Source organism: Desulfothermus naphthae (genome assembly GCF_054657475.1).
In genome coordinates this window covers 155208-168549 of the sequence record NZ_BAAHYQ010000001.1, presented here as the reverse complement: position 1 = coordinate 168549, position 13342 = coordinate 155208, and the positions used below count along the sequence as shown (strand labels likewise).

The following is a 13342-nucleotide window of genomic DNA, read 5'->3' as shown; positions in this document are numbered from 1 at the left end:
CACCATTAAGGGGCGGATATAGAATCCGCCCCTACCTCACCCTGGCCAATTTTATCCTCACATTAGCGCTCATCTGCGGGTTCTGGTCATAATCCAGGGACATGAGCTTTTGTCTGGCATAATCAAAGGCCTCTTTTGTATCTACCCAGCCATCCCTGTTTGCATCGCCTTCTCCCAGCATGGCCTTTAAAAAGAAATAGGTAAAAGCACCCTGTCTGCCAGGCGTGTATTCTTTTGCTGGCCGGTCCGCTGCTGCTGCTGAAATAAAAAGTTTATTACAGGCCAGAAGAGACCTGTTGATTTTAGGACGAATAAGTTTCATCCCGCTTACAGACTTGCCAGTGCCAGAAAAACACGCATCCAGCACACATACAACATTTTTGTTTTTCAGGGAGCTGAATTTCTTGCGCAGATAAGAAAGGGGTATGGCGGTTCTTTCGTTTAAACCATCAAGTGTTGCCTCATAAGGCACAAGCAAACCATCCTTGATATTTTGCCCTTTAACAACAGGAGAGCCATGACCTGTTTGTTTTTCTTTGCCAGCTTTGACCACACATCATAAGCCAGATCAGGGCGTTTGTATTGATAATACGCAGCTCCAAGGTTATAGGCTATTTTTTTGTCTCCAGGGCAGAGCTTGTGCGCCCGAATAAGGCCAGAAAGCCCCTTTTTCTTATCTTTTTTAAATAAATTCAGGCTTGTCTTTGCCAGCTCTCTGGCAACAGGACACATATCAGTGGCAAAAGACATGGAAGGAGTGCAAAGTAAAAGGGTTAAAAGAAAAGCAAGTACGCACATAAAATACCTTCTATCGCCTGGCAATTCCGTAGGGGCAATTCATGAATTGCCCCTACAATTGGATTATCAGCCCATATGGCTAAAAAATTTTACAACACTTTGCTTATTTTCCACAACTTCTTCTGCATGCGCATTCCCATTTCGCTTTTGTTGGATCGCGAACAAATATACACCTTGAAAATCAACTCATTGCAAAAACAAAAATTTTTACCCGCCACAATGTCCACCCACGACAACCGCATCTAACTTTCATGGCACATATTGCCTTTGTGAAAACCACCTCCCCTCTAGGGGCAATCCCGTAGGGGCAATTCATGAATTGCCCCTACAAATAAACAGAACATATCAAATAAAATCTTAATAACATAACCCTGCTGCCAGGTACCTGTCAGTTCATAAACTGCCCCTGCAAACAGGAAAAAATTAATCCCAATTTATCAAAAATATTTGTCTTTTTCCCACGTTCTGGGATTATTTACAATATATTCTGCAATCTTCAAATACGAATCTGCGTTGCGGATTATATGTTCATAATAATTGCGCTGCCATACAGGTAATCCAGATGTTCCACGTAACATATTAATTTGTTTCGCTGATTGCATTTTAAAACGTCCGATAATTTTAGGTAACACCATTTTTCGACGATTCTTTCGATATTGCCGAAATAATTCATTTTGCAAATTTGATTCATTATATAATGGCAATTCATGATCTGTCGAGTACCTGACAGGTAGTTTTGTTGCCCCTACAATTTGATTATTAGTAATATATTTTGTAAACCACAAAATTCCATGAATATGATTTGGCATTATTATATATTCAAGTAATTTTATATCTGGATAATATTTTGTAATTTCATTCCAATATCTTTTTACAATTTTTCCATATTCATTTAATAACATATTACTATTTTTTATTTCACCAAACAATTTTACCTTATTATGTGTGCAAATGGTAATAAAATATAATCCTGATTGTGAATAATCATAATTTTTTAACCGAATAGAACGGCGACAATGTGAATATTTCATAAATGACTCCACCCTGTTACAGCCTGAATTCATAATGACAATTTAAAAAATCAAAATTTGTATTTTTGCCAAAATATGTAGGGGCAATTCATAAATGCACAGGCAAATTGGGGGCAATTCCGTAGGGGCAATTCATGAATTACCCCTACAATCATTTTTACAAATATAGGTGACTGTTGCATATTTCAACACAAATCCCTTTCAGAATTTTTTTACTGAGCAGAGCCAGGCACGCATCAGGCGAAAGCCACCGTTATCCCTCTGTTTTAAAAAATAAAAAATCTTCTGCGGGCTTACGCCCGCAGTTCCCAGAATGTAAAAAAGTAAAAGTCCAAAAAGTAATCCTTACTCGGAGACAAGGCGGAAGCCCAGATCGTCGCACCTGCAACCTGGCTCGAAGTAGTCGCGATTAGCACATCGCACGCTCCTGAGACCGCGGATCCAGCTACTGCCCCGTGCCACGCGGTAGGAACCTGAATCCGTATGTATAGGATTCTTCCGACTATGATGACGATAAGCATTCTTATCATACACATCCTCACACCATTCCCACACATTACCGCTCATGTCATGAAGTCCCAATCCATTGGGAGCAAAACTGCCCGCAGGAGCCGTATAAACATACCCATCATCTTGAGATGAAATTTTCCAACCATATTTACAATTCATATCACAAAAATTTGCATATCTGTATACTTTTGAAGTATCAGATGTACCTACATACTTCACCTTCTTCCCACCACTTCTGCACGCATATTCCCACTCAGCCTCTGTTGGAAGACGAAATGTGCGGCCAGTCTTGCGAGAAAGCCACTTTGCAAATGCCCTGGCGTCATTCCACGATACATTTATCACCGGTCTTCTTCCCCTGCCCCAGCCTCTATCACCTGGCTTGCGCCTGCCTGTTTCCTCACAAAACCTGTCATATTGTTCAAAGGTCACCTCATACTTCCCCATCCAGAACCCATCCACACAAACCTTATGTACTGGCTTTTCATCACTATCGCAACTATCTGTCCAACTACCGCACCCCATCTCATAACACCCACCTTCTACCCACACAAACTCCATGCCCAGATACGGATCTTTCCATTCCCTGCCTGAAGGGCCTGATGTGCCGCCAGGGTCATACGGCTCATCATCAATGGGGATAAAACTGGGATCAACGCCTTTCCGGGCAAAAACATAACCTGCTGTCAGACAAAAAATCAAAACAAGCAAAATGATTCTTTTCATCTATACTCCCTGAAAATCAACTCATTGCAAAAACTAAAATTTTTGCCCGCCACAGCCCTGTAGGGGCAATTCATGAATTGCCCCTACAAATCAAAAAATCAGCTATAAATTAACGAAATTTTTATTCCAGATGTCTAAACAATGCAATATAATTTTTATTTTTTTTAATTCTTTTTTCTTTCCAATAAGTTTATTGCCTCTTTATTGTCAACCTCTTGTTTGTTTAAATGCATAAATAACCCATGCTTTAAAAAATTTTTCCAGATTCCTTTTAAATAATTAGTGTTTATCAATAATAAAAAAACATAAGTCTCAAACATATCCTGCACATGCAAAAAAACAGCATTGCACAGGTGAGACAAATATGTTTAAAATAAGAAAAAGCCTAAAGGAGCTTTTTTATGACTCAAACACCTAAAAAAATTCCCTATGGTATAGCTGATGCCGCTGAGGTTCTATCTGATAAATACTATTATGTGGATAAAACACATTTTATTCCTGTACTTGAAAACGCTGGAAGGCACATTGTTGTTTTAAGACCAAGACGCTTTGGAAAATCCCTTTTAATATCCACCTTAGAACTCTATTATGACATAAACAGAAAACACAGGTTTCAGGAGTTTTTTAAAGACACATGGATCGGGAAAAATCCAACTGAGCTCCAGGGAAGTTTTCTGGTTATCAGATTTAACTTCTCTGCTGTAAGGGCAGACCCTGAGCTGGTGGAGGAGGATTTCAATCTCTATATCAAAGAGGTCATTGGTTCTTATGTTCGTTATTATGAAAAATTTATACCCCGAGATATTTTTGAGAGAATACTCTGTTGTGAAAATGGTCCAGATATGCTCAGAGTGCTCTTATCTCAAGAATTCTACAGAAAGACCAGACACAAAATTTACATCTTAATTGATGAATACGACAATTTTGCAAATGCCATTCTCTCTGCATATTCTCACGAAGAATATATGCAACTAACTCATGGTGGAGGATTTTTTAAAGATTTTTTTAAAAAATTAAAGGCTGCAACTGAAGAGTCTGAATCTTCCCTTGCCAAACTCTTTATAACAGGCGTCTCTCCTATTACACTTGATGATGTAACCTCGGGGTTTAATATTGGGGAAAATTTATCACTAGACCCAAGGCTGAGTACCCTCTTTGGTTTTACTGAAAAAGAGGTTGCAACAATCTATGAATATTATACATCTTTAAATCTTTTAAATATAGATAAAGATGAGTTTTTTAAAATTATATCTGCATGGTATAATGGATATTCCTTTAATGAGGACACCACAGAGCGTGTGTATAATCCTGATATGATATTTTATTTTTTAAAGCAAATAATGGCCCTAAAAAAACTTCCCAGGGACTTAATTGATGAAAATGTGCGCATAGATTATGCAAAGATGAGACACCTTATTACAGTTGACAGGAAAGTTAAGACCTTTAATGGAAATTTTTCCATTTTAAAACAAATAATTGAAAATGGCATAGCAGGTGGTAGAGTAGTTAAAACCTTTCCATTGGAGAGGCTCACCCATCCTCAAAATTTTACATCTCATCTCTTTTACCTGGGTCTTTTGTCCTTTAATGGAGATGATGAATTAATCATTCCAAATGAAACAGTAAATCAACTTTTATATGAGCACTTAAGAGATGCTTATGAAGACACAGGGATATTTCGCTCAAATCTCTATTTTCTTGCAGAAAAAATAAAAAAAATGGCATATTCAGGCGAGTGGAAAGGAGTATTTGAACAACTATCCAGTGAAATAAATACTCAGACATCCATAAGGGACTATCTTCAAGGGGAGCAGACAATAAAAACATTTTTAGCAGCATATATCTCAATTACTGATTATTTTATAGTGCATTTAGAAAGGGAGCTAAACAAGGGATTTGCAGATCTCTATCTAAAACCTTTTTATGAGAAAAATCAAAAGGTGAGATTTGGCTATCTTATTGAAATAAAATATATTCCCCGTGGAGAAAAACTCACAGAGAACATTTTAAACAAAAAAAGGGATGAGGCAAAAGCTCAGCTTTTAAAATATGCACAGGATGATATTATCTCCAGAAAATCTCATACAAAGCTAAAACTTATCTATCAAATATGGCATGGGTGGGAGCTTGTGGAAATGGAAGAGATATAGTTGAAGATGGGCAGTGATGATATAGTGTGCATCATCTAAGCCTCTACCGTATCCAGAAATCAATGCTCTCTTCCCACCAGGCAGCAGCAGGAACAAGTGAGAGTTTGCTCAAAAACCTCTTCATGTCTTCTTGCCTCAGCACATAATACCCATCCTGCACTTTTAGACCTGCTGTCAAATCCACATCAACATCAGATGATATACCAATGACCTTAAAACACATCCTGCCAACAGGAGGGTAAACCCTATAACTTACAGCGCTTTTATCAACACACTCAGGAAAAGAATAGACCCTGTCTTTTGTAAAAACTAAAGGAATAAGTTCCTTGATAGGATATAAAAAAATCACCTCTCCAGTGCCAGGATCGTAATTAAATACATACAATCTACTATTCATGGGCGGACACACAGAAAAGCCAATATTATCCCCCACATTGACTACTGGCGCATCACCCCTCAAAGCCACCTTTTTATTTTTGCGCAATACAAAAAGCGATACCCTGCCTTTTGACGAAGATGAGGAAGAGAGGCTTTCCAGCCTGGCGCCTGCACCCTTAGATGCAGCAGGAGAACTTAAGATCCTCTCCAGGTCTTTATTCACTTTCAACTTTACACTGGCTGAAGCAATTACCCGTCCATTATCAGGTCTTACTACCCTGCAATCTATGTCCAATAATCCTTTTTGTTTAAGCCAGGTATAAGTTCCCAGCACAACATAATCAGCCTTAAGTTTTTTTGCCCATTTATCAATATCCAGGAGTCCTTCATCATCCAAATGCACCTTGCCGCCTGGCCCAAAAGCCTCAATCTCATCCATGAGCCGCACTATCTCCAGCCTTTCCACCAGTTCAAATTTCCTTTTCTTTGCCTGGGCCAGTGCACTCAATAATTTGCGCGCCAATACATTGGACATAAGGCCATCAAAACCATCTGCTGCTTGAAAGTGCAAAACAGCCAACCGTTTGCCAGCAAGTGGTTTTGCCCTGGCAAGCCTGTGAGCCAATTTCTCGCACGCAGCATCAAGATTAGCTGGCCTGCCCCAAAAGGCAAAACAATTTGTCCATATAAACAAAATAAAAAACAAACAAGAGAAAATAGCTATGTTTATATATGTTTTTCTGGTCATAAGATATTTTTTGGATTTATGGATTTATGATGTATTGGGTAAATTTCGGTATTCATTTATTCATGGGACGGATATGGAATCCGCCTCTGTTCACGGTTCACCATTAAGGGGCGGATATAGAATCCGCCCCTACCTCACCCTGGCCAATTTTATCCTCACATTAGCGCTCATCTGCGGGTTCTGGTCATAATCCAGGGACATGAGCTTTTGTCTGGCATAATCAAAGGCCTCTTTTGTATCCACCCACCCATCCCTGTTTGCATCGCCTTCTCCCAGCATGGCCTTTAAAAAGAAATAGGTAAAAGCACCCTGTCTGCCAGGCGTGTATTCTTTTGCTGGCCGATCCGCTGCTGCTGCGGAAATAAAAAGTTTATTACAAGCCAGAAGAGACCTGTTGATTTTAGGACGAATAAGTTTTATGCCGCTTACAGATTTGCCAGTGCCAGAAAAACACGCATCCAGCACACATACAACATTTTTGTTTTTCAGGGCGCTGAATTTCTTGCGCAGATAAGAAAGGGGTATGGCGGTTCTTTCGTTTAAACCATCAAGTGTTGCCTCATAAGGCACAAGCAAACCATCCTTGATATTTTGCCCTTTAACAACAGGAGAGCCATGCCCTGAAAAATAAAAAAAGATCTTTGCGTCTGGATTTAATTTTGCCTTACGCACCAGCCATTCCAGATCATTATACAAAGTGCCCACAGAAGCATCACTATTCAAACGCAGGCGGATATGCGCGCTGTCATTTTTAAATCCTGCCTTTTTGACCAGCAAACGATAAACCTGCCTGGCATCTGTATCAGCAAAACGAGGGCCTTTTAAATATTTATACCTGCGGATGCCCACAATCAGGGCATAGGCCTTAGCAGTAGGTTTCAAAGTAACCCTTGTATGCTCTATGTCCAGAAATTCATCGCTTACCCGTGTTATAATCGGACCAGAAGAGCCAGCTTTAAATTGTTGATCAGGCAATGGTTTTGGCAAAGGCACAACGCTTTCATCCACCAGGGCCAGGGCCATCTTGTCCTTGGCCTCCACAAGCTTTCCTATCCCTCTGTATTTATTGCAGAGCTCTATCAAATCCTTGAAAGCATCTTCCTTTTCCCCATTCCTGAACCTGTTCCAGAGAGTCTCCACCAAGTATCCTGCTGCACTGTCCGCCTCAAGAGACATGTTATTTTTCCTGGCAAACTCAAGGGCCTGTTCATATTTTCCCTTTTTAAACAAAATATCCAGTTGCAAGGCCAGAAGGTCCTTATCTTTTTTAATACTACCAGCCTTTTTGGCCCAGTTCTGCGCATCATCCAGCCTGCCCATCTCCAGGGCAACCCAGGCAAGATTGGATAACAATTTAAAATCCCTTTTGTTTTTCTTTGCCAGCTTTGACCACACACCATAAGCCAGATCAGGGCGTTTGTACTGATAATACGCAGCTCCAAGGTTATAGGCTATTTTTTTGTCTCCAGGGCAGAGCTTGTGCGCCCGAATAAGGCCAGAAAGCCCCTTTTTCTTATCTTTTTTAAATAAATTAAGACTTGTCTTTGCCAGCTCTCTGGCAACAGGACACATATCAGTGGCAAAAGACATGGAAGGAGTGCAAAGTAAAAGGGTTAAAAGCAAAGCAAATACGCACATAAAATACCTCCTCATTTACATTTTAGCAATCCCGTAGGGGCAATTCATGAATTGCCCCTACAATTGAATTATCAGCCCATATGGCTAAAAAATTTTATAACACTTTGCTTATTTTCCACAACTTCTTCTGCATGCATATTCCCATTTCGCTTTTGTTGGTTGGCGAACAAATGTACTTCCTGAAAATCAGCTCATTGCAAAAACTAAAATCTTTACCCGCCACAATGTCCACCCACAACAACCGCATCTAACTTTCATGGCACATATTGCCTTTGTGAAAACCACCTGCCCGCTAGTGGCAATTCCGTAGGGGCAATTCATGAATTGCCCCTACAATTGGATTATCAGCCCATATGGCTAAAAAATTTTACAACACTTTGCTTATTTTCCACAACTTCTTCTGCATGCATATTCCCATTTCGCTTTTGTTGGATCGCGAACAAATGTAATCCCTCAAAATCAACTCATTGCAAAAACTAAAATCTTTACCCGCCACAGTGTCCACCCACGACAACCGCATCTAACTTTCATGGCACATATTGCCTTTGTGAAAACCACCTGCCCTCTAGGGACAATCCCGTAGGGGCAATTCATGAATTGCCCCTACAATTGAATTATCAGCCCATATGGCTAAAAAATTTTACAACACTTTGCTTATTTTCCACAACTTCTTCTGCATGCATATTCCCATTTCGCTTTTGTTGGATCGCGAACAAATATACACCCTGAAAATCAACTCATTGCAAAAACTAAAATCTTTACCCGCCACAATGTCCACCCAGGACAATTAAATCTAATCTTCACGGCACATATTGCCTTTGTGAAAACCACCTCCCCTCTAGGGGCAATCCCGTAGGGGCAATTCATGAATTGCCCCTACAAATAAACAGAACATATCAAATAAAATCTTAATAACATAACCCTGCTGCCAGGTACCTGTCAGTTCATAAACTGCCCCTGCAAACAGGAAAAAAATTAATCCCGATTTATCAAAAATATTTGTCTTTTTCCCAGGTTCTCGGATTATTTACAATATATTCTGCAATCTTCAAATACGAATCTGCGTTGCGGATTATATGTTCATAATAATTGCGCTGCCATACAGGTAATCCAGATGTTCCACGTAACATATTAATTTGTTTCGCTGATTGCATTTTAAAACGTCCGATAATTTTAGGTAACACCATTTTTCGACGATTCTTTCGATATTGCCGAAATAATTCATTTTGCAAATTTGATTCATTATATAATGGCAATTCATGATCTGTCGAGTACCTGAGAGGTAGTTTTGTTGCCCCTACAATTTGATTATTAGTAATATATTTTGTAAACCACAAAATTCCATGAATATGATTTGGCATTATTATATATTCAAGTAATTTTATATCTGGATAATATTTTGTAATTTCATTCCAATATCTTTTTACAATTTTTCCATATTCATTTAATAACATATTACTATTTTTTATTTCACCAAACAATTTTACCTTATTATGTGTGCAAATGGTAATAAAATATAATCCTGATTGTGAATAATCATAATTTTTTAACCGAATAGAACGGCGACGATGTGAATATTTCATAAATGACTCCACCCTATTACAACCTGAATTCATAATGACAATTTAAAAAATCAAAATTTGTATTTCCGCCAAAATATGTAGGACAATTCATAAATGTACGGGCAAATTGGGGGCAATATTGTAGGGGCAATTCATGAATTGCCCCTACAATAATTTTTACAAATATCGGTGACTGTTTCATATTTCAACACAAATTGCTTTCAGAATTCAGAATACAGAATTCCAGAATCCAGAATTTTTCTACTGAGCTGAGCGAAGACGGACCAGACGAAAGCCGAAGTTGTAGTTACGGAGAACTGGCCCGTTCCAGTTTCGAATAGCACAACGTAAACCCCTCGGCCCGTTGTACCAGGAACCACCGCGCAACACTCGATACTTGCCTGATGAAGGGCCTTGAGGATTGTTACGCGGAGAGCGTGAATAATAATTCTTATCATACCAGTCCTCACACCATTCCCACACATTGCCGCTCATGTCATACAATCCCAATGGATTTGCGGGAAATGAACCAACTGGAGATGTATATTCCCACCTATCCCTGCCTCCCGTACCGTCATAATTAGCCAGATCATGTGATAATCTTCCTGTTGACGTGGCATACTTCACCTTCTTCCCTCCACTTCTGCACGCATATTCCCACTCAGCCTCTGTTGGAAGGCGAAATGTGCGGCCAGTCTTGCGAAAAAGCCACTTTGCAAAGGCCCTGGCATCATTCCAACTTACCCCTACAATTGGATAATTTTTTGAGGTTAAAGCTCTTCCCAATTTTCCATAATAATACTTCTTACTACCTGTATGAATATTGTATTTATTTCCTTTCTCAAGCCATTCAGGCACGGGACACGCCCCTTCATCTACACATTTCAAATATTGCCCCACTGTCACCTCATACTTCCCCATCCAGAACCCATCCACACAAACCGTATGTACTGGCTTTTCATCACTATAGCAACTATCTGTCCAACTACCGCACCCCATCTCATAACACCCCCCTTCTACCCACACAAACTCCATGCCCAGATACGGATCTTTCCATTCCCTGCCTGAAGGGCCTGATGTGCCGCCAGAGTAATACGGCTCATCATCAATGGGAATAAAACTGGGATCAACGCCTCTCCGGGCAAAAACATAACCTGCTGTCAGACAAAAAATCAAAACAAACAAAATGATTCTTTTCATCTATACTCCCTGAAAATCAACTCATTGCAAAAACTAAAATTTTTGCCCGCCACAATGTCCACTCAGGATAATCGCATCTAATTTTCATGGCACATATTGCCTTTGTGGAAACCACCTGCGCTGTAGGGGCAATTCATGAATTGCCCCTACAAATCAAAAAATCAGCTATAAATTAACGAAATTTTTATTCCAGATGTCTAAACAATGCAATATAATAATTTTCATTTTTTTTTAATTCTTTTCTCTTTTTAATAAGTTTATTGCCTCTTTATTGTCAACTTCTTATTTATTTAAATGCATAAGTAGCTCATGCTTTAAAAAATTTTTCCAGATTCCTTTTAAATAATTAGTGTTTATCAATAATAAAAAAAATATAAGTCTCAAACATATCCTGCACACGCAGGAAAACAGCATTGCACAGGTGAGACAAATATGTTTAAAATAAAAAAAACCTAAAGGAGCTTTTTTATGACTCAGACACCTAAAAAAATTCCCTATGGTATAGCTGATGCCGCTGAGGTTCTATCTGATAAATACTATTATGTAGATAAAACCCATTTTATTCCTGTACTTGAAAACGCTGGCAGGCACATTGTTGTTTTAAGACCAAGACGCTTTGGAAAATCCCTTTTAATATCCACCTTAGAACTCTATTATGACATAAACAGAAAACACAGGTTTCAGGAGTTTTTTAAAAACACGTGGATAGGCAAAAATCCAACTGAGCTTCAGGGAAGTTTTCTGGTTATAAGATTTAACTTCTCTGCTGTAAGGGCGGACCCATTAAAGGTTGAGCATGATTTTAATCTTTATGTCCACGATATATTGGTAAGATTTGTTGACCGGTATAAGAAATTGATCCCTGATGATCTTAAAAAAAGCATTCTTGCCCTGGAAAATGGAGTTGAGATGCTAAGAAGGGCCCAATGTCTCAGGAAAGATGTCGCCTTAGTGAGATAAGAAAGGGGGTTCTTTTCTTGAGCTCCTATCTTATCATCCTTCCCCCTAGGGGGAAGGGAAAATTTTAACCTGGGCGAAAAGGAGTCTTTTATTATGTTTTATCCTGAAGATGTTAAAGAAAGTGTGCTTAAGCAAATTTTAACCACTTCAAAAACAGTTGCTGCTATTGCAAGAGAGAATAATATCCCCTATAGTACAGTGATGACATGGAAAATTAACGCTCAAAAAGGAAAAACAATGAATAAAAAATTTTCAGCTGAAGAAAAACTTAATTTACTTTTTCAATGTGCCTCAATGAGTGAGATTGAGGTGTCCAGGTTTTGTAGGGAAAAAGGCATATATCCGAGTACATTGGAGAAATGGAAACAGGCCTGTCTGGAAAATATTGATAACCGTTCTAATAAGGAATTCAAGAAAAAAGAGAAAAGATTAAAACAGAAGATTTGCAAGTTAGAAAGGGAAATACGGCGAAAGGACAAGACTATAGCAGAGACAACGGCTTTATTGGTGCTTAAAAAAAAATGGGAAAATTTCTTGGAGGAGCAAGAGGACGAAAGATAGAGTTACAACAAAAAGAATATGCTTACAAAGCTATAACACAAGCCAAAAAAGAGGGGTGTAGTTTGAAAAAAGCATGTGATCTTATTGGGATTTCAATAAGGACTTACCAACGATGGAAGAGTGCAGGGACTTTGGAAGATAAGAGAAAAGATGTCCCCAGGAAGCCAGCTAACAAGTTGTCTGAGCAAGAAAGAAAAAAGATCTTATCTATTTGTAATTCAGAGACCTTCAAAGAGTTATCCCCCAATAAGATTGTACCCATGTTAGCTGACAGAGGGCAATATATTGCATCAGAAAGTACTTTTTACCGTGTACTCAGAGAAGCAGGTCAATTGACACACAGGCAAAGGTCTAAACCCAAGACATATTCCAAACCTAAACATTATAGAGCTTCAGGGCCGAATCAGATTTGGAGTTGGGATATCACTTATCTTCCTACATTAATCCAAGGCATGTTTTTTTATTTATACATGTACATAGATATTTATAGCCGTAAGATAGTAGGATGGGAGGTATATTCAGAACAAAAAAGTGACTTGGCAACAAAAGTACTAAATAGAGCTTTGCTTTGTGAAAATATTACAGGACAAGGGCTTGTGATTCATTCAGACAATGGTAAGCCTATGAAAGGCTCAAGCATGTTAGCTACTATGCAGAATTTAGGGATAGTGCCATCTTTTAGTCGCCCTCATGTTAGTGATGATAATCCATACATAGAGTCCCTTTTTAAAACAGTAAAATATTGTCCTGAGTATCCATGTAGATTTTCTAGTCTGGAAGAAGCCAGGAATTGGTGTCTTGAATTTGTTAATTGGTATAATTTTAAACATTATCACAGCAAAATTAAGTTTGTTACGCCTGAGCAGAGACACTTAGGCTTGGATATTGAGATTTTAGCCAAGCGTAAAGAGGTATACAAAAAAGCCCGTTCTAAACATCCAGAGCGGTGGTCTGGAAACATCCGGAATTGGGATCCTATTTTAAGTGTTGATCTCAATCCAGGAACTAAACAACATCTTAAAAAGGTTGCTTGATGGGAAAAAATAAAATAACTTTTGGTGACATCTTTACTGACATTCA

Annotated in this window: 12 protein-coding genes; 4 read left to right on the top strand and 8 right to left on the bottom strand. The window is 38.8% G+C overall.

Annotated features, from left to right (window positions below; translation table 11 throughout):
• Positions 1 to 31: 31 nt before the first annotated feature.
• From ACYQ1E_RS00820 to ACYQ1E_RS00805, 4 genes are all read right to left on the bottom strand, one after another.
• Complete coding sequence (locus ACYQ1E_RS00820) at positions 32 to 472, bottom strand: caspase family protein (protein WP_459874762.1); 441 nt, start codon at positions 470 to 472, stop codon at positions 32 to 34.
• Positions 442 to 798 carry a tetratricopeptide repeat protein gene (locus ACYQ1E_RS00815; protein ID WP_459874761.1) on the bottom strand — a complete coding sequence of 119 codons (357 nt, stop codon included), beginning with the start codon at positions 796 to 798 and terminating at the stop codon, positions 442 to 444. The genes ACYQ1E_RS00820 and ACYQ1E_RS00815 overlap by 31 nt, the downstream gene beginning before the upstream one ends.
• A 437-nt stretch (positions 799 to 1235) precedes the next feature.
• Positions 1236 to 1829 (bottom strand): transposase, encoded by a 594-nt coding sequence (locus ACYQ1E_RS00810; RefSeq protein WP_459874760.1) that lies wholly within the window; start codon positions 1827 to 1829, stop codon positions 1236 to 1238.
• A 345-nt stretch (positions 1830 to 2174) separates the two neighbouring features.
• Positions 2175 to 2900 carry a formylglycine-generating enzyme family protein gene (locus ACYQ1E_RS00805; RefSeq protein ID WP_459874759.1) on the bottom strand — a complete coding sequence of 242 codons (726 nt, stop codon included), beginning with the start codon at positions 2898 to 2900 and terminating at the stop codon, positions 2175 to 2177.
• A gap of 566 nt (positions 2901 to 3466) precedes the next feature.
• Here ACYQ1E_RS00805 and ACYQ1E_RS00800 point away from each other — a divergent pair.
• Positions 3467 to 5215, top strand: a complete 1749-nt coding sequence (locus ACYQ1E_RS00800; RefSeq protein WP_459874758.1) for an AAA family ATPase — start codon at positions 3467 to 3469, stop codon at positions 5213 to 5215.
• Positions 5216 to 5258: 43 nt separating this feature from the next.
• On the opposite strand, the gene ACYQ1E_RS00795 is transcribed toward ACYQ1E_RS00800, so the two are convergent.
• From ACYQ1E_RS00795 to ACYQ1E_RS00780, 4 genes are all read right to left on the bottom strand, one after another.
• A complete protein-coding gene (locus tag ACYQ1E_RS00795; RefSeq protein ID WP_459874757.1) occupies positions 5259 to 6341 on the bottom strand; it encodes a FlgO family outer membrane protein in 1083 nt (360 codons plus the stop codon).
• A 129-nt stretch (positions 6342 to 6470) separates the two neighbouring features.
• Entirely contained in the window at positions 6471 to 7979 is a 1509-nt protein-coding gene (locus tag ACYQ1E_RS00790; protein WP_459874756.1) for a caspase family protein, read from the bottom strand.
• Between the two features lie 989 nt (positions 7980 to 8968).
• Positions 8969 to 9562 (bottom strand): transposase, encoded by a 594-nt coding sequence (locus ACYQ1E_RS00785; RefSeq protein WP_459874755.1) that lies wholly within the window; start codon positions 9560 to 9562, stop codon positions 8969 to 8971.
• Positions 9563 to 9802: 240 nt separating this feature from the next.
• Positions 9803 to 10576, bottom strand: coding sequence for a formylglycine-generating enzyme family protein (locus ACYQ1E_RS00780; protein WP_459874754.1), 774 nt, complete (start codon positions 10574 to 10576; stop codon positions 9803 to 9805).
• A gap of 633 nt (positions 10577 to 11209) precedes the next feature.
• On the opposite strand from ACYQ1E_RS00780, the gene ACYQ1E_RS00775 reads away from it, so the two are divergent.
• The 3 genes from ACYQ1E_RS00775 (at position 11210) to ACYQ1E_RS00765 (ending at position 13296) form a co-directional block, all read left to right on the top strand.
• Complete coding sequence (locus ACYQ1E_RS00775) at positions 11210 to 11701, top strand: AAA family ATPase (RefSeq protein ID WP_459874753.1); 492 nt, start codon at positions 11210 to 11212, stop codon at positions 11699 to 11701.
• A 93-nt stretch (positions 11702 to 11794) separates the two neighbouring features.
• Positions 11795 to 12262, top strand: a complete 468-nt coding sequence (locus tag ACYQ1E_RS00770; RefSeq protein ID WP_459874752.1) for a transposase — start codon at positions 11795 to 11797, stop codon at positions 12260 to 12262.
• Positions 12223 to 13296 carry an IS3 family transposase gene (locus tag ACYQ1E_RS00765; protein ID WP_459874751.1) on the top strand — a complete coding sequence of 358 codons (1074 nt, stop codon included), beginning with the start codon at positions 12223 to 12225 and terminating at the stop codon, positions 13294 to 13296. Before ACYQ1E_RS00770 ends, ACYQ1E_RS00765 begins: the two co-directional genes overlap by 40 nt.
• The last annotated feature ends 46 nt before the right edge of the window (positions 13297 to 13342 follow it).